Annotated in this window: 16 protein-coding genes; 8 read left to right on the top strand and 8 right to left on the bottom strand. The window is 67.2% G+C overall.

Annotation, left to right across the window (positions count from 1 at the left end):
- Positions 1-11: 11 nt before the first annotated feature.
- From CEY09_RS17865 to dkgB, 6 genes are all read right to left on the bottom strand, one after another.
- Complete coding sequence (locus CEY09_RS17865) at positions 12-2,282, bottom strand: FdhF/YdeP family oxidoreductase (protein ID WP_088589917.1); 2,271 nt, start codon at positions 2,280-2,282, stop codon at positions 12-14.
- A 7-nt stretch (positions 2,283-2,289) separates the two neighbouring features.
- Complete coding sequence (locus tag CEY09_RS17860) at positions 2,290-3,597, bottom strand: chloride channel protein (RefSeq protein WP_088589691.1); 1,308 nt, start codon at positions 3,595-3,597, stop codon at positions 2,290-2,292.
- Between the two features lie 171 nt (positions 3,598-3,768).
- The gene (locus CEY09_RS17855; RefSeq protein WP_088589690.1) at positions 3,769-4,662 is read right to left on the bottom strand and encodes an NAD-dependent epimerase/dehydratase family protein; all 894 of its coding nucleotides are present in this window, start codon (positions 4,660-4,662) and stop codon (positions 3,769-3,771) included.
- Entirely contained in the window at positions 4,659-5,783 is a 1,125-nt protein-coding gene (locus tag CEY09_RS17850) for an alkene reductase (protein WP_088589689.1), read from the bottom strand. The genes CEY09_RS17855 and CEY09_RS17850 overlap by 4 nt, the downstream gene beginning before the upstream one ends.
- Positions 5,758-6,726, bottom strand: a complete 969-nt coding sequence (locus CEY09_RS17845) for a TIGR03571 family LLM class oxidoreductase (RefSeq protein WP_088589688.1) — start codon at positions 6,724-6,726, stop codon at positions 5,758-5,760. The genes CEY09_RS17850 and CEY09_RS17845 overlap by 26 nt, the downstream gene beginning before the upstream one ends.
- Before the next feature lie 12 nt (positions 6,727-6,738).
- Positions 6,739-7,542 (bottom strand): 2,5-didehydrogluconate reductase DkgB, encoded by an 804-nt coding sequence (gene dkgB, locus CEY09_RS17840; RefSeq protein WP_088589687.1) that lies wholly within the window; start codon positions 7,540-7,542, stop codon positions 6,739-6,741.
- 123 nt (positions 7,543-7,665) lie between these two features.
- Here dkgB and CEY09_RS17835 point away from each other — a divergent pair, with 123 nt between their 5' ends.
- Together CEY09_RS17835 and CEY09_RS17830 are read left to right on the top strand one after the other, a co-directional pair.
- Positions 7,666-8,580: a LysR substrate-binding domain-containing protein gene (locus CEY09_RS17835; protein WP_035213910.1), complete on the top strand. Its 915-nt coding sequence runs from the start codon at positions 7,666-7,668 to the stop codon at positions 8,578-8,580.
- 84 nt (positions 8,581-8,664) lie between these two features.
- On the top strand, positions 8,665-9,558 hold the full coding sequence (locus CEY09_RS17830) for a DUF4261 domain-containing protein (protein WP_088589686.1): 894 nt from the start codon (positions 8,665-8,667) through the stop codon (positions 9,556-9,558).
- A 30-nt stretch (positions 9,559-9,588) separates the two neighbouring features.
- Here the strand turns inward: CEY09_RS17830 and CEY09_RS17825 are convergent, their stop codons facing one another.
- The gene (locus tag CEY09_RS17825) at positions 9,589-10,809 is read right to left on the bottom strand and encodes an MFS transporter (protein ID WP_088589685.1); all 1,221 of its coding nucleotides are present in this window, start codon (positions 10,807-10,809) and stop codon (positions 9,589-9,591) included.
- A 97-nt stretch (positions 10,810-10,906) separates the two neighbouring features.
- Here CEY09_RS17825 and CEY09_RS17820 point away from each other — a divergent pair, with 97 nt between their 5' ends.
- Both CEY09_RS17820 and CEY09_RS17815 read left to right on the top strand, forming a co-directional pair.
- Positions 10,907-11,842, top strand: coding sequence for a LysR family transcriptional regulator (locus tag CEY09_RS17820; protein ID WP_088589684.1), 936 nt, complete (start codon positions 10,907-10,909; stop codon positions 11,840-11,842).
- A gap of 21 nt (positions 11,843-11,863) precedes the next feature.
- Positions 11,864-12,538, top strand: coding sequence for a hypothetical protein (locus tag CEY09_RS17815; RefSeq protein WP_088589683.1), 675 nt, complete (start codon positions 11,864-11,866; stop codon positions 12,536-12,538).
- 208 nt (positions 12,539-12,746) lie between these two features.
- On the opposite strand, the gene lhpI is transcribed toward CEY09_RS17815, so the two are convergent.
- Complete coding sequence (gene lhpI, locus CEY09_RS17810; RefSeq protein ID WP_088589682.1) at positions 12,747-13,703, bottom strand: bifunctional Delta(1)-pyrroline-2-carboxylate/Delta(1)-piperideine-2-carboxylate reductase; 957 nt, start codon at positions 13,701-13,703, stop codon at positions 12,747-12,749.
- A gap of 402 nt (positions 13,704-14,105) precedes the next feature.
- Between lhpI and CEY09_RS17805 the strand changes: the two genes are divergently transcribed.
- The 4 genes from CEY09_RS17805 (at position 14,106) to CEY09_RS17790 (ending at position 19,096) form a co-directional block, all read left to right on the top strand.
- Entirely contained in the window at positions 14,106-15,044 is a 939-nt protein-coding gene (locus tag CEY09_RS17805) for an ABC transporter permease (protein WP_006226754.1), read from the top strand.
- Positions 15,041-15,946 (top strand): ABC transporter permease, encoded by a 906-nt coding sequence (locus CEY09_RS17800; protein ID WP_234704841.1) that lies wholly within the window; start codon positions 15,041-15,043, stop codon positions 15,944-15,946. Before CEY09_RS17805 ends, CEY09_RS17800 begins: the two co-directional genes overlap by 4 nt.
- A gap of 46 nt (positions 15,947-15,992) precedes the next feature.
- Positions 15,993-17,570 carry an ABC transporter substrate-binding protein gene (locus CEY09_RS17795; RefSeq protein ID WP_088589681.1) on the top strand — a complete coding sequence of 526 codons (1,578 nt, stop codon included), beginning with the start codon at positions 15,993-15,995 and terminating at the stop codon, positions 17,568-17,570.
- A 71-nt stretch (positions 17,571-17,641) separates the two neighbouring features.
- Positions 17,642-19,096, top strand: coding sequence for an amidohydrolase family protein (locus CEY09_RS17790; RefSeq protein ID WP_088589680.1), 1,455 nt, complete (start codon positions 17,642-17,644; stop codon positions 19,094-19,096).
- Positions 19,097-19,108: the final 12 nt, after the last annotated feature.

Here is a 19,108-nt window from a genome sequence, read left to right as displayed (position 1 = left end):
CTCCGCGCGCGCTAGGCGGCCTTCCTGATCACGACCGGGATGGACTTGTAGCTGGGCGTGCCGCTTTGCTTGTCCTGATAGTCCAGCGGGCAAAGATTGTTGGCCTCGGGGTAGTACGCGCCGACCGATCCAGGAGCGATGTCGTAGGCAATGGCGGTGAGCCGCAGGCGGCGATGGGATTCGCCGGGCAGGCCGGTGCTGATGTCGACCGCATCGCCATGCTCCAGGCCGTGCCGCGCCAGGTCGGCGGCATTCATGAACAGCACGTCGCGCCGGCCGAACACGCCGCGGTAGCGGTCGTCCAGGCCATAGATGGTGGTGTTGTACTGGTCGTGGCTGCGCAGCGTCGTCAGTTTCAGGCTGCCCGATTCGACGGCGCCGGGGTCTTCCTGCAACCCCTTGAAGGGCAGGAATTCGGCCTTGCCCGACTTCGTTTTCCAGATGCGTTCGGTGGGCGGCAAGGGCAGGCGGAAACCACCCGGCTTCAGGATGCGTTCGTTGTATCCCTGGAAATCGGGATAGACCTTTTCGATCAGGTCGCGGATGCGGCCGTAGTCTTCGACCAGGTAATGCCATTGGACGCGCGTGTTGGGCAGCGTGGCGGCGGCCATGCCCGCGATGATGGCGGGCTCCGAGCGCAGGTGTTCGGAGGCCGGCGCCAGCTTGCCGCGCGAAGCATGCACCATGGACATGGAGTCCTCCACCGTGACCGACTGGGCGCCGGTGGCCTGGACGTCGCTTTCGGTGCGGCCCAGCACCGGCAGGATGATCGCGTCGCGCCCGATCATCAGGTGCGACCGGTTCAGCTTGGTGTTCATGTGCACCGCAAGTTCCAGCCGGCGCATGCCGGCTTCGCATTGCTCGGTGTCGGACAAGGCCATCGCCAGGTTGCCGCCCAGGCAGATCAGCACGCGGGTGTAGCCGCTGACCATCGCTTTCATGGCGTCGACCGCGTCGTGCCCGTGGCGTTCGGGCGGGCGGAAGCCGAAGGTCTTTTCGATGTTGTCGAACATCACCGGATCGATCTTCTCGGTAATGCCGACGGTCCGGTTGCCTTGCACGTTGGAGTGCCCGCGCAGGGGGCAGATGCCGGCGCCGGGCCGGCCGAAATTGCCGCGCATCAGCAGCAGCGCGGCGATCTGCTGCACGTTCTGCGTGCCGCGCGCATGTTGGGTGATGCCCATGCCATAGGTGACGATGGCGGCCTTGGACCTGGCGTAGGCCGCGGCAACCTGTTCAAGGTCGGCCTGCGTCAGGCCGCAGGCCTGTTCGATGTCGGCCCATGCGGTGTTGTCCAGGTCTTCGATGTAGGCGTCAAAGCCGTTCGTGTGTTCGGCGATGAACGCGTGGTCAATGGCGCCGGGCGCGCGGCGGTCGGCCGCCAGCAGCGCTTTCATGATGCCTTTGAGCGCGGCCGCGTCGCCGCCGACCCTCACCTGGTAATAGGTGGACGCGATGCGCGTGGAACCCAGGGTGCCCATTTCAATGGCGTTCTGCGGGTCGGCGAAACGCTCGAGCGCCCGTTCGCGCAAGGGGTTGAACACGATGATGGGCACGCCGCGGCGCGCGCATTCGTGCAAGGTGCCCATCATGCGCGGATGGTTGGTGCCGGGGTTGTGTCCCATCGAAATGATCAGGTCGCAGGCGTCGAAGTCGTCCAGCGACACCGTGCCCTTGCCGATGCCGATCGTCTGCGGCAACCCGACGCTCGTGGCCTCGTGGCACATGTTCGAGCAGTCCGGGAAGTTGTTGGTGCCGAATTCGCGCGCGTACAGGCTGAACAGGAAGGCCGCTTCGTTCGAGGCGCGGCCCGACGTGTAGAACTCGACCATGTCGGGTTCGGGCACGCTGGCCATGGCGCTGCCGATGCGCGCGAACGCGGCGTCCCATTCGATGGGCCGGTAGGTGTCGCTGGCGGCGTCGTAGATCAGCGGGTGCGTCAGGCGGCCGGCGTCTTCCAGGTCGTGGTCCGACCAGGTCTGCAACTCGGTCACCGTATGCGCGGCGAAGAATTCCGGCGTGACGCGCTTTTTGGTGGCTTCCCACGTGACCGCTTTCGCGCCGTTCTCACAGAACTGGAAGGTGGACGTGTGGGCCTTGTCGGGCCACGCGCAGCCGGGGCAATCGAAGCCGTCGGGCTTGTTGGTGCGCAACAGCAGCACGGGCGCTTCGGCCAGGCGCATCTGGTCGGCCACCGCCTGGGCGGTCGCCTTGAGCGCGCCCCAGCCGCCTGCGGGCGCGTCGTAACGATGGATACCGGTCAGGTTGCGTGATTTCATGATTAATCTCTTAAGGGGTGCTGCGCGTTGTCCGCTGGGCGGCCGCCGGGGATCGGGCGGCGCGGGACGATAAAAAATGGTGCGCTGCCGTAGAGCCTGCCACAGCCAGGATGATCGGCACCAGAAAACCCTGATCGACACGCGTGAATTCGGCGATCAGCACGATGGCCGTCAGCGGCATGCTCATGGAGGACGCGAGGAACGCCGCCGCACCGACGACGGCGTAGGCGCCGAGCGGCGCGCCCGGCCAGGCCAGGCTCCACAGCCCGCCCAGGACGACGGCCAGCAGCGCGCCGATGGCGATGCCCGGCGTCAGCAGCCCGCCCGAGGCCCCGGCGCGCAGCGAGCTGCTGGTGATGGCGACTTTCAATACCAGCAGCGTGGCCGCCATCCCGATGGTCAGTTCATTGCTGAAGCCCAATTGGGCGGCGCCCTTGCCGTTGCCCAGCAGCGCCGGCAGCGCGATGGCCAGGCAGCCGATTAGGGTGAAGTTGATGAGCGCCGCCACGGGCAGGCGCCAGCCGCGCGCGGCATGGCGCCGGGCGGCCGACGTCAGCCGGACGAAGCCATAGGCCGCAAGGCCGAATACCGGGCCCGCCAGCACCGACCAAGCGATAAGCCCCGCGTTGACCGTTATGGCGGGCAGGGCGTACTGGATCTCGTCGCCCAGGCCGATCCAGGCCACGACGGCGCCAATGCAGCTGGCAGCCAGCGCGGCGGTGGCGGCGGGCCACGCGAAAGTGCCGAGCAGCACTTCCAGCACGAAGAGCGCGGCGCCCAGCGGCACGTTGTAGACGGCGGCCAGGCCCGCGCCCGCGCCGCAGGCCACAATCAGGGGATGCTGATCGGGCGGCAGGCACAGCAGCGTCGACAGCCGGCTGGCCGCCAGCGCGCCCACTTCGCGGGGCGCGACTTCGCGGCCCAGTGGCGAGCCCAGCGCTACGGTGACGATCTGCAGGGTCGCGTGCGCCAACGTCGTCTTGGCGGGCATGCGGGCAGCGGGATCCCGCACGGCCTCGGTCACGCTGACCAGCGGGCGCCCGTAGCGGTAGATCAGCCACCAGCCAATGCCAGCGATCAACCCGCACACGATCAGCACCAGCAGGCGCCGCTTGCCATCAGCGGCTTCGACGCCCTCCAGAAAGGACTCGTGGCTGACGATGCGATCCAGGCTGTAGCCGTAGGCCAGGTGCTGCACCGCGTGCAGCAGCATGCCCAGCAACATGCCGCCCAGGCCGGCCACGAGGCCGGTCAGCAGGACCGCAATAAACAATCTCGCACGCCATCGTGGCGGATCGTCCGCCGAACCCTCATTCATCACTCGACCACTCCTGTCCGGCCCGCGCCGGCAAAGGCTTGCAGGCGTCTTATAGCAGGCAGTGTATGCAGGAGATTGTCAACGAAACGTGATTGGGCCGGTTGGCGTCGTGTACGCAGACAGACGGGGGCGGAATGGTCCGGCCCCGTTTACAGACGGTCCGAGGGCGGCTCAGAGCCGCATCTCGCACTCGATCCAGTCGAGTACGCTGGCGTGCTGCGGCGCCCAGCCCAGTTCCTTGCGCGCCTTGTCGGCGCTGACGCGGCTGTTGGAACCCAGGGCGTAGGCGCCCAGGTCTTTGCCCCAGCACGCGATCGCGTCGGCGGCAGGCCAGGGCTGTGCCGCGCCCAGGCCAAGCCGGTCGGCGATGGCGCCGACGAGGTCGCTGAACGACGCCTCGCCGTTCTCGACAAAGTAGAAACTGCCGGCCGGCGCCTCAGACAGCGCCAAGACATAGAGCGCCGCAACGTCTGCGATATGCACGTTCGACCAGCGGTTCAGGCCACGGCCCACGTGACGCGCGATGCCGCTGGCTTGCGCCTGCGCGACCAGCGGCGGGATCTGCACGCTTTGCGCGCGCGGTCCCAGCGCGTTGCCGTAGATCAGGCTATGGCACAGCACCACGCCGTGCACGCCGGGTGCTGCGGCCAGGATGCGGTCGTTGATCGCGATGCGGGCCGCCTTTTCCGGGACCGGCGTGATGGGTGTGGTCTCGTCAAAGCGCGCCTCTGAGGGTTCGCCCAAGGCGTTGTCGGCGACCAGGCTGGAGCCGCTGGTGTGGATAAAGCGCTTGCCGCTGCCGCGCAACGCTTCAAGCATGGCGTCGACCGCGCCGCCGTGGTCGCTGTCGGCGGCATTGATGACGGCATCGGCCGCACGGGATTCTTCCTGCAGCAGCGCCGAATCGTCCAGCGTGCCAACAACGGGTTCGATGCCGAAGGCGTGTAGCTCGTCCGCGCGCGACGGATCGCGGATCAGTCCCCTGACCGCGTGGCCGGCCTTTGCCAGCGTGGCCGCGACCGCGCCGCCGATGAAGCCGCTGGCGCCAGTGATGAAGATATTCATGAGGGTTGCTCCTGGTTGTGCGGGTAGGCCGGATAGTCAGTCAGCCCCCGGGCGTCGCCGCCGAAGAGGGTCGCGCGGTCATGCTCGGCCAGCGGTTCGTCGTTGCGCAGCCGTTCCGGCAGATCGGGGTTGGCCACGAAAGGTCGGCCAAACGCGATCAGATCTGCCCAGCCTGCTTGCAGCGCATCGCGGGCACGCAGGGCGGTGTACTTGCCGGCGTAAATCAGCACGCCGGGGTAAGCGCGGCGCAGTGCCTGCTTGAAGGCCGCCGGCATGTCCGGCGCATCGTCCCAGTCGGCCTCGGCGATGTGGATGTAGCCCACGCCGATCTCGCCCAGGCGCTTTGCCGCGGCCGTATAGGTGGCCACCGGGTCGGCATCCACGCAGCCGTTCAGGGTGGTCAGCGGCGCCAGCCGGATGCCGACGCGGGACGGATCGCCCACGGCGTCGATCAGGGCGCGCGCCACCTCGTCCAGGAACCGGATGCGGTTCTCCAGCGAACCGCCGTACTCGTCAGTGCGCGCATTGGCGTGCGAATCCAGGAACTGGTTGACCAGGTAGCCGTTGGCGGCATGCAGTTCCACGCCGTCGAAACCGGCAACGATGGCGTTGCGCGCGGCTTGGGCGTATTCCTCGACGATGGCGCGGATTTCGGCCTTGGACAGCGCGCGCGGCACGGAGGCCTGCACAAAGTTCGGGCTGCCATCGGCGTTCTCGACGAAGACGTTGACGCCATCGGCCTGGATTGCGGACGAGGACACGGGCGCGCGGCCGCCCAGCAGGCTGGTGTGGCTCAGGCGCCCCACGTGCCACAGCTGCGCGAAGATGCGGCCGCCGGCGGCATGCACAGCGTCGGTCACGCAGCGCCAGCCGGCCACCTGCGCCGGGGTGCAAAGACCCGGCGTGCCCGCATAACCCTTGCCCATGGGCGAGATATAGGTGCCTTCGCTGACGATCAGCCCGGCGCCGGCGCGCTGGGCGTAGTAGTGCGCCATCAGCGCGTTGGCTTCGTCGCCCGGCTGGGTGGCGCGCGAGCGCGTCATAGGCGGCATCACGACGCGGTTGGGTAGCGTCAGGCCACCCAACGTCAGCGGCTCAAACAAGGGATCGCGTGTCTTCATGGAGGCTCTCTTCGGGGGATTCGGTACGGAAATGGGGCAGGACTTCTTCTGCGATTTCGCGCAGCGTTTCGGCGAGCGGCCGGGTGTTGCGGCGCAGGTGCAGGCCAATGTGGTGCACGCCCGAGGCATGCAGCGCGCGTAGTTCTTCGATCAATGCGCGGCGGCCGGCCTGTGCGCCGAAACGGAACCGGCGCAGCGGCGCGTTGGCGTCCTCAACGAGGTCCAGATGGATGAAGCTGATGTAGGGCTTGTCGCCGGCCACGCGGCGCCAGGCCGCGGCGCGGTGCAGATGGTCGTCCGGCGCGCCGGGGTACGCCAGGCAGCCGTCCAGGTGGGCGCCGATCCAGTCCGGCGTCTGTTGCGCCAGCCCGGCCACCAGCAGCGGCAGCGGGGACGGCGGGCGGGGCAGCATGGCCAGGCCGGGCGGCAATTGTGCGCGCGCGTTGTCGCGCAGCAAGGCGATCTGCTCGCGGAACGCCGCGCCGCGCGACGCGAAGTCGCGGCCGAACAGCGGGTACTCCACCGGACGGTCGCCGCTGGCTACCCCCAGCAGCAGGCGGTTGCCGCTCAGGTGCTGGAGGGTGGAGGCAGACTTGAGCGTCAGCAACGGTTCGCGCAGCGGCAGCACCACGGCCGCCGTGCCCAGCAGGATGTCGCGCGTGATGCCTGCCAAATACCCCAGGTAGCTGAAGATTTCGAAGACCTGGGCGGCATCGCCGAAGTTGGGGTCGTACACGGGCACATCGCGCACCCACAGCGCGCGAAAGCCCAGCTGGTCGGCCAGGCGCGCCAGATCCGCATGCTGCTGCAGATCCGGCTCGCCGGGCAGGCGGCCAGACTGCCGCCGGGACGCCTCGCCGGCGGGGGTCCAGTCATGGTCCAGCGGGGCTTCAAGACCGATGCTGAAGCCGCCCGCCGTCAAGGTGTCCAATGCGGTCGTCATGGCGATTTCCTCTTAGTCCCAGGCGGCGGCCAGGCCTTCCGGGCTGACTTCGCGGCCGTTGCGTTCCAGCGCGGCGATCGCGGCCATGTCATCCGCCGTCAGCCGCAGTTGCTGGGCAAGCAGGTTGCTGGCCAGGTTCTCGCGTTTGGTCGACGACGGGATCACGGAATAGCCCAGTTGCAGCGCCCAGGCCAGCGCGACTTGCGCAGGCGTGGCGTCATGGCGTTCGGCGATCTGGCTGATCACGGGGTCTTTCAGCACCTTGCCGTAGGCCAGCGTCATGTAGGACGTGACGTGGATGCCCTGCTCTTTCAGGAAGGCGGTCAGCGCGGCGTTCTGCAGGTAAGGGCTGAGTTCGATCTGGTTGGTGGCGATCGCGTCGCGACCCACGGCGGCGATGGCGGCGCGGGTTTCGGCGATGGGGAAATTGGAAATGCCGATCTGCCGGGTCAGGCCCTGGGCCTTGGCTTGCCCCAGCGCGGTCATGAATTCCGCAACGGTCACGCCATTGCCCGGTGCCGGCCAGTGAATCAGGGTCAGGTCGACGTAGTCGGTACGCAGCTTGGCCAGGCTGTCTTGCAGGCTGGGCACGAGCTTGCCCTGGGCATAGTTGGGCACCCAGATCTTGGTGGTGACGAACAGGTCTTCGCGGGCCACGCCGGACTCGGCGATGGCTTGGCCGACCTCGGCTTCGTTCTCGTAGATCTGCGCGGTGTCGATGGCGCGGTAGCCGATGTCCAGCGCGTTGCGCACCGAATCGATGACGACCTGGCCTTGCAGGCGGAACGTGCCGACGCCAAATGCGGGAATGCTCATGTAAAACTCCATGGTGGGTATGCGGGGCCGGACGATGTTGCCCGGGAATGCAGCTAGTGTGCCCGCGCGATACTTGCGGAAAAAGCCCTGTATTGGCGAAAGACTTTTGATATAACGTCAATTATGAAAACCACACTCGACGAAATGCAGGTCTTTATCGCCGTGGTCGACAGCGGGTCCATCACCGCCGCCGCCGACGTGCTGGGGCAGACCATTTCCGCCACCAGCCGCACGATGAGCCGGCTGGAAGAGAAGCTGCAGACCACGCTGATGCGCCGCACGACGCGCCGGCTGGAGCTGACCGAAGAGGGCAAGACGTACCTGGAGCAGGTGCGGCGGATCGTGGCGTCGGTGGAGGAAACCGAAGAACTGATGAACGTGCGCCGCAACCAGCCCGCCGGGCTGCTGCGGGTGGACGCGGCGTCGCCCTTCATGCTGCATGTGATTGCGCCGCTGGTGCCCGGCTACCGCAAGCGCTATCCGCAGGTGGAGCTGGAGCTCAACAGCAACGAAGGCAACATCGACCTGCTGGAACGCCGCACGGACCTGGCCATCCGCATCGGGCGGCTGAAGGATTCGTCGCTGCATGCGGTGCCGCTGGGCGCAAGCCGGGTGCGCGTCCTGGCCAGCCCGGCGTATCTGGCCGCGCGCGGCACGCCCAAGCGCGTGGCGGACCTGGCTTCGCATACGCTGCTGGGTTTCTCGCAGCTGGAATCGCTGAACGAATGGCCGTTGCTGGATATCGATGGCCAGCCTTTGCACGTGAAACCGGGCGTGCGCGCCTTCAGCGGCGAAACGTTGCGGCAGTTGGCGTTGAACGATGGCGGCGTGGTGTGCCTGTCGGATTTCATGACGCGTGGCGACCGCGCCAGCGGCGCGCTGCAGCAGGTGCTGGTCAAGCAGACGCAGGACGTCAGGCAGCCGATCAATGCGGTGTACTACCGCAATACGGCGATCTCATCGCGCATCAAATCCTTCATCGACTACGTGGTGGAGACCATCGGCAAGGATGGCTTCCTGGAGCCGGCCGCGCGGTGAGAGATGTGTCCATTGGCGACAGTGGCGCGGCGGACCGAAGGGGCAACCGTATACTGCCCCCGTTTATTTTCCAGGTCCCGAATCATGAGCATCTTCTCCCGTTTCTTTGGCCGCAACGAAGAAACCGCTGACGCCCGCGCGCTGTCCGCCAACCCCGCCATCGAGAATCCCCTGAGCTTGCAGGTGCTGTTCGCCGCGCCGCTGGCGATCGCCGAAGACACGTTGACGGCGGCGCTGCGCGCCTATCACCCGTCGATGGGCCAGGCGCGCGCCGAGATCGCGCCCGACATGCCGGAGTTCCTGGGCCTGGTCGGTTGGGACAAGCATGTCGTGCGGATGGTGGGCTTTAACGCACCCTATCCCAACGACTCGCTGGAAGCCTGCGTGGCGCCCGCGCATTACCCGGGCACGGTGAAAGACGAGATCCGCGGCCACGCCAGCCACATCATCCTGTACTACGCCGGCTTTGAAGAAGACCCGCTGGAGCAATATGTGGCGCTGGCCGCCGTGGCGGGCGCGTTGACGGGCTTCGGGGCGATGGCCGTGCTGAACGAGCATGCGCACACCTCGCTGCCCGCCGGCGTGTTCGACGCCGAATCGCTGGGCGAAGAAAGCCTTGATCTCTTGCGCACGCTGCCGCTGAACATGCTGTATTGCGGCTTGGTGAAATATGAGGTCGAAGGCGTGGACGGCGTTTGGATGCGCACGTACGGCGGCGACGCGTTCGGCCTGCCCGACTTCGCGGCGTTGGCCCGCGGCCACCACGAAGGCGAGACCTACTCGAACATGTTCAACAACATCATGGGATACCTGCGTGAGAGCGGTGCCGAGCTGGCTGCCGGCCACACGATGCAGATCGGCGAAAACGCCTTCATGAAGCTGCGCGATCCTGCCAAGGAAGAGTATTACCTGGACGGCCCCGGCCAGGTGCTGGTGGCCGAGATCATCACGGCCGACGAGATCAACAAGCCGGAATAACGGCCAACGCGTCGCGGGCTGGCCTAGGCCCTACGCCGCGTAGCGGCTGGGGTGGCCGTTGCGGGTGACGCCGGGGCGCAACCGCAGGGCCAGCGCCACGGCCGCCGCGCTGGCTGCGACCAGCGTGACGCCGGTCCATCCCCAGTGCGCCAGCGCCAGGCTGCCCAGCGCGCCGCCGGCGGCCATGCCGATGAACACGCCCGTCATCAGGATGGCGTTGAGCCGGCTGCGGGCAGCGGGGTCGATGCCGTAGACGATGCTCTGGTGCGCGATCAGCGAGGTCTGGATGCCCAGGTCGAAGCCGACGGCGCTGCCCGCGATCAACCACAGTGCGGCATGCGGCGACAGCAGCGGCAAAAACAGCATGGCGGCAAACGACACCATCGTCAGCCCTGCGCCCAGGCTGGCGACGGCCATCGGGCCACGGGTGTCCGCCACGCGTCCGGCCAGTGGCGCGGCCAGGGCGCCGGCTGCACCGGCCAGGCCAAACGCGCCAGCCGCGCCCGCACCCAGATGGAAGGGCGCGCCGTGCAGCATCACGGCCAGGGTCGACCAGAATGCGCTGAAGCCCAGGGACAGCAGGCCTTGCGCCATGGCGGCGCGGCGCAGCCCGGGATGCTGGCGCCACAAGGTCGCCAGCGATCCCAGCAGGGCGCGGTACGCCAGTTGCGTCGAGGGCACGAAACTTGGCAGGCCCCGCGAAAGCGCGACACCCAGCGCCACGATGGTTACGGCAGCCGCCACGAACATCGCTCGCCAGCCGAACTGTTCGGCCACGAAACCGCTGACCACGCGCGACAGCAGGATGCCCAGCAGCAGGCCGGTCATGACCGTGCCGACGATCTTGCCACGGGCTTCAGCAGGCGCCAGATGGGCGGCCGCCGGCACGATGTCTTGCGCCAGCGTGGCCGACAGGCCCACCACGAAGCTGGCCGCCAGCAGCACGCCGATGGACGGCGACACGGCGGCCGACAGCAGGGCCAGGCTCAGCACGGCGGCCTTGATCAGGATGATGCGTTTTCTGTCGTGGCGGTCGCCCAGCGGCGCCAGCATCAGGATGCCGAAGGCATAGCCCAGCTGCGTCAGGGTGGGAATCCAGCCCAGCGTTTCGGCGCTGGCGTGGATGTCGGCGCCCAGCACGCCCAGCATGGGCTGGCTGTAATACAGGGACGCAACCGACAGGCCTGCGCCGACGGCAAGCAGCAGGACCAGGCCGCGCGACAGGGTGGTGGAGGAAGTTCGAGATGACATGATGGCTATCCGGTGGATCAGGTACGGGGCAGATTCTGGGCGCCGCACCGCGGTTTTGGTAGCCGATCCCGAGGTACATCCGTTATACGATAGACGTATGAGCACCCCCGCCCTGAACGCCGCGGCCGGCACGGACCGCCTCCTTTTGATCGAAACGTTCGTACGCATCGTCGAGGCCGGCAGCTTGTCGGCCGCCGCCGCGCAGATGGGCGGCACGCAGCCCACCGTCAGCCGGCGCCTGCAATTGCTGGAACGCACGATGGGCGTGCGGCTGCTGCAACGGTCCACCCACGCGATCCGGCTCACGGAAGACGGCCAGCGCTGCTATGAACGCGCGAAGGAACTGATCGCTACGTGGCAATCGTTCGAAAGCGAGGTGCGCGGCGCGGGCGACGAGCCCATCGGCACCTTGCGCGTGGTGGCGCCGCATGCGTTCGGGCAGGACCAGTTCGTCGAGCCGTTGGCGAAGTACCTGCAGCAGTATCCGAACATGCGGGTGGAATGGCTGCTGCATGACCGCATGCCCGACCTGATCGCCGAGAACGTCGATTGCGCGATCCGCGTGGGGCCGGTGACGGATCCCTCGGTGATCGCCGTGAAACTGGGCCACGTCCCGCGCATCGTGATTGCGTCACCTGACTTGCTGCAAGGCGCGCCGGTGCCGCAGCAGCCCGCCGAACTGGCGCGCCTGCCCTGGCTGGCGCTGCGCACCTTCTACCGAACCGAAGTGAGCCTGACGCATTGCGGTTCAGGCGAGTCTGAACGATTCGGCATCCAGCCCCGCCTGTCCACCGACGGTTTGCATGCGCTGCGCAAGGCCGCGGTGCTGGGGCTGGGCGTGGCGCTGGGGTCGGCCTGGGCGATGCAGGACGACCTGGCCGCGGGCCGGCTGGTGCATCTGGCGCCGCAGTGGCAGGCGGATCCGCTGCCGGTGTCCCTGGTCTATGCGCCGTCGCGTTTCCAGCCGGCGCGGCTGCGCCGATTCATCGAGATCATGCGCGAACACCTGCCGGTGGGATTGGCCGGCGGTTGACGCGACCCGGGAGCCCATCGCATGCGTAATCTGGATTTCAGTTCCTGGCAGGGCCTGCTGTCGACACTGCTGGGCTTGGCGCTGATCACGCTGATCGGCGTGGGCATCCGCTTGCTGGTGATGCAGACCATCCAGCAACGCCGCGCGCGCGAGAACCGACAGATCAACGAACGGCTGCGCACCTTGATCGCGGCCTACAAGACGCTGGGCGGGTCTTTCACTGGCAACCTGGCGGTAGACCCCCGGCATCTGCGCGATGTGAAACGGCAGGCGGCGGGAGAGCCACAGGCGGGGGGCGACGCCGAGCCCGACTGGCCCAGCGGCGAACGCGCGCGCCGCATGCGCGACGCAGCCGAAGCGGCACTGTCCGACATCATCCTGCTGGGCACGGAAGAGCAGGTGCGGCTGGCGGCCAAGGCGGCAGCCGACCTGGTAGCGGGGCGCCCCGTGCACACGGCCGAACTGGTGGTGTCGCTGCGCGATTTCATCCGCCAGGTCCTGGACCTGGAACCGGTATCCGCAACGCTTGAGATCCCCAAGCAGGGCCCCGCGCGGCCATCTTCGACCGCGCGCGGCAAAGGCGACGGCGGCGGCGGCGCGAAATCAGGCGGGGGCGGCGAAGGGGGGGGGCAGGGTGGCGGGGGCGGCATGATGATGGGCGTGAACCTGGATCAACACCCGGACCGCCAGCCCTGATTCCGAACGTGAGCCGCGTCTGCGAGGCCGGTCGTAGGATGGGTGGAGCGCGAGAGGTTCAACGCAAAGACAAGACGCCAAGCGCGCGCAACCCATCAAGCAGCGGCGATACCATGACTGAAGCCGTTTAGAACGGCAGCGCTGCCTGATGGGTTGCGCGCGTTGCACGTCAGCGTTCTTGCGCCTGGACTCTCGCGCTTCACCCATCCTACGATGCTTCGGTACTGTCCGAATCGTGCACCGCTTCATAGACCAGCGTGGCCAGCGTCAGGTCTTCCAGCGCGCTGCCTACCGCCTTGAACACGGTGATTCCCTGCGCATTGCGGCGGCCCGGGCGTTGGCCCGTCGTCAGCTGGTGCAAATCACCCTGGATGGCTTCGCGCGTCAGCACGCCGGCCTCGAAGGCGGCCAGCAGGTCGCCGGACTTGGTGGGCGCTTCGTCGGTGTCCACATAGACCGTCGTGCCGTCGAAACAGGCGGCATCCGTCTCGCGCATTTCCGGCTTGAAGCTGCCGATCAGGTCCAGGTGAGTGCCGGGACGCAGCCAGGCGCCGTGGATCAGGGGCACGGTGGACAAGGTGGCGCAGCTGATGATGTCCGCCTGGCGCGTGGCCGCTTCCAGGTCGGTCGTGGCCTGGGCGTCAAAGCCTTGTTCGCGCAAGCTTGCCGCCAGCGATTCGGCGCCCGCCGCCCGCACGTTCCACACCAGCACGCGCTGGATCGGGCGTACGGTGCGCATGGCCTGCGCGACCAGGCCGGCGATGCGGCCCGAGCCCACGATCAAAAGCGTGCTGGCGTCCTGGCGGGCCAGGTAGTCCGCACCCAGCGCCGCGGCGCCGGCGGTGCGGTAGACGGTGACGATGTCGCCGTCCACCTGGGCAATCGGCACGCCGGTCTTGGCGCTGTACAGGTTGTACGTGGCGTGCAGGCCGGGCAGGCCCAGGTGGGTGTTCTCGGGAAAGATGTTGATGATCTTCACGCCGAAATAGCCGCGGTCGCTCCAGGCCGGCATGATCAGCGAGGTGCCGTGGGCGGTGCCGGACTGGATGGCGTGGACGTGCCGCCCGGGCACCGTGGCGCCCTCGCGGAAGGCGTCGCGCAGGGCGGGGATAACGGCGTCGAAGGACAGGGCGTCCCGGGTCTGTTCCGTGTCGATGAAGCGCATGGGATCACTGCCTGAAAGGGTTCAATCAATCGTAGGGCCGCAGGCAGTCTAGCAGCGCACTCGCGGGGCCGTCCCGGGCGGCCGCTCCCCGGCTATCAATCTTTGCGCAGGCGTCATAACACCCCGTTATCGGATGCGCTTTCCGGTGGCGCCGGAAATTCCGGAAATTCATTAGAAATCAACCGCTTGCGGGGCTTCGGTCGCGCTGCGTCCAAATGGCTCCATAGTGGATTTCCCTGGGTCCACGCGGCCCGGGCGCACTGGCATTCTTCGACCACCGTAAGCCCCCGGGCGCACCAAGAGAGGTTGTTTTATGCCGAGATCCGTTCCCCCTGCCCACGCACAGCCCGCACCGGGCAGCCGCGCCGGCAGGCCGAATCCCGCGACCGGAGCCTGCGTCGCATGATCCGGCAACTGCTCAACCGCCTCACCATTTCCTTGCCGGTTCTGTTGGGCGTGATCGTGGTGTGCTTTGTGCTGCTGCAAGTGGCCCCCGCTGATCCCGCTGCCGTCATCGCCGGTCCGACCGCCACCGCCGACGAGCTGGCACAGGTGCGCCAGGAGCTGGGCCTGGACAAGCCGCTGCTGGTGCAGTTGACCGGCTACATGTGGCGCCTGGCGCATCTGGACCTGGGCCGCTCGATGATCTCGAACGTGCCCGTGATCGACGAGATCGGCGGCACCATCGGGGCCACGGTCGAATTGATGCTGGCCAGCGTGATCTGGTCGATTCCGCTGGCGATCCTGCTGGGCACGCTGGCCGCCTACCGCCGCGGCAAGCTGATCGACCGCTTCGTCATGACCCTGTCCGTCGTCGGCGTGTCGCTACCCGTGTTCTGGGTGGGCCTGCTGCTGGTTCAGCACGTGGGCGGCGCCGGCATCCTGCCCTACATCGGCCGCAACGGCCCCTTGTGGACGCTGGCCGGGCTGGAGTCCATCGCCCTGCCCGCGCTGACGCTGGGGTCGGTGCTGATCGGGCCGGTGGCGCGCATCACGCGCACCGCGGTCATCGAAACGCTTAGCGGCGACTACGTGCGCACCGCACGCGCCAAAGGGGCGGGCGAACCCCGCGTGGTGCTGCGCCATGCGCTGCGCAACGCGCTGCTGCCGATCGTGACGCTGGTGGGCCTGCAAGTGGGCAACCTGCTGGGCGGCGCAGTGGTGACCGAACAGATCTATTCGTGGCCCGGCGTGGGCCGCATGGCGGTGGGCGCCATCTTCGCCGGCGACTTCCCGCTGGCCCAGGGCGCGATCCTGGTGACGGCGCTGGGCTTCATCTTCATCAACCTGATCGTGGATCTGCTCTACGGCTACCTGGATCCGCGGGGACAAAAATCATGAGCGCAGGCTCGACCTCCTCCATGGGCGCATTGCCGCCCCAGGCCATGGCCACGCCGCTGGCGCGCATCGCCGAACGGCTGCGCCGCGATCCCATTCTGCTGCTGTCGCTGCTGGCGGTGATCGCCATCGTGCTGACCGCGCTGTTCGCGCCCTGGCTGGCGCCGCACGACCCGTACGCCACCAACATGGCCATCGCACGCAAGCTCCCGGGCTGGATGTCGTCCGACGGCATCACCTATCTGCTGGGCACCGACGTGCAAGGCCGCGACATCCTGTCGCGCATCATCTACGGCATCCGCGCGACCCTGATGCTGAGCGTGCTGGCGGTGATCGGCGGCTCGGGCATCGGCGCCGTCCTGGGCATCCTGGCGGCGTATTACCGGCCGCTGGAAGGCGTGATCATGCGCGTCGTGGACGTGCTGCTGTCGTTTCCGGCCATCCTGTTCGGCCTGAGCCTGTCGGCGCTGCTGGGGCCCGGCACCTTGTCGATGGTGCTGGCGCTGGGCGTGTCGGCCATCCCGGGCATGGCGCGCATCGCGCGCGGTTCCGCCATGGTGGTGATGAAGCAGGAATACATGGAAGCGGGCCATGCCATGGGCTTCGGCAACTTCTACCTGATCACGCGCTACCTGCTGCCGAACTGCTCGTCCATGCTGATGATCTACGCGACCCTGCAGCTGGGCCACACGATCCTGCTGGGTTCGGTGCTGTCGTTCCTGGGCCTGGGCCCGCAGCCGCCGTTTGCCGAGCTGGGCAGCATGGCCGCCGACGGCCGCAAGTTCCTGCAGATCTTCCCGCACATTTCCACCATACCCACGATGACGATCTTCTTCATCGTGCTGGCCTTCAATCTGCTGGGCGACAGCCTGCGCGATGCGCTGGATCCCAAGCTGCGTTTCTGAATCGCGCCTGACCACCACAACACACCACAACGGGGAAACCACCACCATGACGCTCATCAAAGGCCTGGCCCTCGCGCCCCTGGCGCTGACCTGCCTGCTGGCCGCGCCCACGCACGCCGTCGCCCAATCCGACAAGACGGTGCTGATCCTGCGCGAGCTGGACACCGACAAGTACGATCCGCACCGCACCACCGCGCGCGGCGCGGCGGAAGTGCTGTTCATGGCCGCCGACACCATGGTGGGCCTGGACTACGACATGAAGACGCCGGTGCCGGCGCTGGCCAAGAGCTGGACGGTGTCGCCCGACGGCCTGACCTACACCTTCGCGCTGCGCGACAACGTCTCGTTCTGCAGCGGCAAGAAGATGACGGCCAAGGATGTGGTGGCCAGCTACGAGCGTTGGCTGAATCCGGAAACCAAGGGCCTGGAGCGCTGGCGCGCGGGGCCGGTGGACAGCATCACCGCGCCCGACGACGTCACCGTGGTCTACAAGCTGAAAAAGCCCTACAACGAGTTGCTGCAGCAGATGGCGCACTACATGCACTCGGTCATCAACATCGACCAGGTCAAGGAACTGGGCCCGGACTACGGCGTGAAGGCCTTTGACGGCACGGGCCCGTACTGCTTCCAGAGCTGGTCGCCGCGCAATGAAGTGGTCTTGACCCGCCACGCCGGCTACAACTGGGGCCCGTCCATCTACAAGGACCCCACGCCCAAGGTCGACAAGATCGTCTGGAAGATCGTGCCCGAGGAAAGCACGCGCCTGACCGCGCTGCAAAGCGGCCAGGCTGACCTGTCGCGCTACCTGCCGCAATGGGCCATCAAGGACCTGAAGGGCGACAAGCGCCTGTTCGTCAGCCGCGCCGATCCTTTCTACTGGACGTTCTTCCTGGGCTTCAAGATCGACAAGCCCATGCTGACCGACGTGAACGTGCGTCGCGCCATCAACCTGGCCATCAACCGCAAGGCGTTGACCGAAGCCATCACCTTCGGCGAAGCGCAGCCCGCCACCAGCATGCTGGCCACAGCCACGCCCGCCGGCAGCAATGACGCCTTCCGCTACGACCCCGCCGCCGCCAACAAGCTGCTGGACGACGCCGGCTGGAAGAAGCAATCCGACGGCTACCGCTACAAGGACGGCCAGAAGCTGTCGCTACTGCACTACGGCATCACCGGCTACTGGAAAGACATCATGGAAGCCGTGCAGGGCGACATGAAGAAGGTCGGCGTCGACCTGCGCGTGCAGCTGTTCGATTCGACGTCCGCCTGGGGCAAGCTGGCCACGCAGGAATTCGATGAATTCAGCATGAGCTTCGGCTACATGAGCACGGGCGAAGCGCTCAACAGCTACTTCCTGTCCAACAGCGTGCCCACGCCCAACCGCATGAACTGGAGGGACGCCGAAACCGACCAATGGCTGGCCGAAGGCAGCGAGGCGCTGGACGCCGCGGCGGGCGACGCCATCCTGTCCAAGGCCCTGACCAAGATTTCGGACGGCGCCGCGTGGATTCCGCTGTACCACGACTCGCTCTACCTGGTGGGCGGTCCGCGCATGAAGCCGTTCCGCGCGCACGGCATCTTCGGCGCAGCGGCCTACAAGGGCCTGGACATCGCCTTCAAGTAAGCCACGACAAGGTGGTGCGGCCCCTGCCGCGCCACCGCTACACCCCTTTCACGCCGTACAGAGAGTCTTCCGTGAGCGACACCAATCAAGCCCGCATCACCCATTTCAAGAACCTGTCCACGCTGGTGGCATGGGACGCCGAACTGGGTTCGCACGTCTACATCGAAAACGCCGACCTGGTGATGCGCGGCAACACCGTCATCCACGCAGGCACCGGTTATGCGGGGCCCGCCGACAGCGTCGTGCCGGGCAACGGCCTGATGGCGATGCCGGGGCTGGTCAACGTGCACACCCATCCGTCGTCAGAACCCGGCAATCGCGGCTTGCTGGAAGAGCTGGGCAGCGACAAGCTGGGCCAGAGCTCGCTGTACGAATACATGCCCGTCTTTCGCATGGGCATCGAAACCGCGCAGTACGCCAACCAGGTCGCCGTATCCGAGATGCTGTTGTCCGGCGTGACGACCTTCGTAGACATGTCCTTGCCGCGCCCGGGCTGGGCCGATGTGGTGGCCGGCACCGGCATCCGCGGCGTGCTGGGCCCCATGTTCCGTTCTGCCGCCTGGCGCACGACCGACGGCCATTCGGTGGAATACACCTGGGACGAAGCCGGCGCCGTCAAATCGTTTGAAGCCGCGCTGGACGTGGTGGACAGCGCCATCCACCATCCCAGCGGCCGCCTGAGCGCCATGCTGTGCCCGTCGCAGGTGGACACGTGCTCGCCCGAACTGCTGAAGGAAGCGCAGGCGGCTGCGCGCCGGCTGGGCATCCCGATGCAGATCCATGCCGCGCAAAGCGTGGTGGAATTCTCCGAGATGACGCGCCGCCACGGCCGCACGCCCATCGAATGGCTGGATGACCAAGGGCTGCTGGACCCGGACCTGATCATCGGCCACGGCATCTTCCTGAACGACCACCGCGCGCTGTACTGGCCGCATGCCGACGACTTCGGTCTGTTGCAGCGGTCGGGCTCGCACGTGGCGCACTGTCCCACGGTGTTCGTGCGTCGCGGCATCGCGCTGAGCTTCCTGGGCCGCTATTTGCGCGCCGGCATCAATGTGGGCATCGGCACAGACACCTTCCCGCACAACATGCTCGACGAGATGCGCCTGGCCTGCTACGTGGCCCGGTTGCAGGCCGGCCACTTCCGCGCCGCCTCCACCGAGGAAGTGTTCAACGCCGCCACGGTGAACGGCGCCAAGATGCTGGGCCGCGAAGACATCGGTCGCATCGCGGTCGGCGGCAAGGCCGACTTCTCGCTGGTCGACCTGTCGCATCCCTACATGCGCCCCGGCCGCGAGCCGCTGCGCAGCCTGATCTATTCGGCCGGCGATCGCGCCATCCGCGACGTGTACGTGGACGGTGAACAGGTCGTCAAGAATGGACAACTGCTGACCATCGATATCGAACGCTGCATGCAGGAGGTCGAACGCGCTCAAGCGCAGACGATCGCGACGGTGTCGCAGCGCGACTACGCGGGCCGCAGCATCGACGCGATGTCGCCGCGCGTGTTCCCCAGCCGCGCGTAACGGAGAGCCTTG

This window comes from Achromobacter marplatensis (assembly GCF_002209535.1).
Lineage (GTDB): Bacteria > Pseudomonadota > Gammaproteobacteria > Burkholderiales > Burkholderiaceae_B > Achromobacter > Achromobacter marplatensis.
The sequence above is the reverse complement of the archived record's forward strand: the minus strand, read 5'-3'. Positions and strand labels throughout refer to the sequence as shown.

Bases quoted from the DNA above. Each gene is read 5' to 3' on its own strand.
- CEY09_RS17815 (WP_088589683.1), top strand. From the start codon at position 11,864: ATGCGTAATCTGGATTTCAGTTCCTGGCAGGGCCTGCTGTCGACACTG.
- CEY09_RS17805 (WP_006226754.1), top strand. From the start codon at position 14,106: ATGATCCGGCAACTGCTCAACCGCCTCACCATTTCCTTGCCGGTTCTG.
- CEY09_RS17835 (WP_035213910.1), top strand. From the start codon at position 7,666: ATGAAAACCACACTCGACGAAATGCAGGTCTTTATCGCCGTGGTCGAC.
- CEY09_RS17860 (WP_088589691.1), bottom strand. From the start codon at position 3,597: ATGAATGAGGGTTCGGCGGACGATCCGCCACGATGGCGTGCGAGATTG.
- CEY09_RS17820 (WP_088589684.1), top strand. From the start codon at position 10,907: ATGAGCACCCCCGCCCTGAACGCCGCGGCCGGCACGGACCGCCTCCTT.
- CEY09_RS17825 (WP_088589685.1), bottom strand. From the start codon at position 10,809: ATGTCATCTCGAACTTCCTCCACCACCCTGTCGCGCGGCCTGGTCCTG.
- CEY09_RS17845 (WP_088589688.1), bottom strand. From the start codon at position 6,726: ATGACGACCGCATTGGACACCTTGACGGCGGGCGGCTTCAGCATCGGT.
- CEY09_RS17830 (WP_088589686.1), top strand. From the start codon at position 8,665: ATGAGCATCTTCTCCCGTTTCTTTGGCCGCAACGAAGAAACCGCTGAC.
- CEY09_RS17795 (WP_088589681.1), top strand. From the start codon at position 15,993: ATGACGCTCATCAAAGGCCTGGCCCTCGCGCCCCTGGCGCTGACCTGC.
- CEY09_RS17855 (WP_088589690.1), bottom strand. From the start codon at position 4,662: ATGAATATCTTCATCACTGGCGCCAGCGGCTTCATCGGCGGCGCGGTC.
- CEY09_RS17800 (WP_234704841.1), top strand. From the start codon at position 15,041: ATGAGCGCAGGCTCGACCTCCTCCATGGGCGCATTGCCGCCCCAGGCC.
- CEY09_RS17850 (WP_088589689.1), bottom strand. From the start codon at position 5,783: ATGAAGACACGCGATCCCTTGTTTGAGCCGCTGACGTTGGGTGGCCTG.
- dkgB (WP_088589687.1), bottom strand. From the start codon at position 7,542: ATGAGCATTCCCGCATTTGGCGTCGGCACGTTCCGCCTGCAAGGCCAG.
- lhpI (WP_088589682.1), bottom strand. From the start codon at position 13,703: ATGCGCTTCATCGACACGGAACAGACCCGGGACGCCCTGTCCTTCGAC.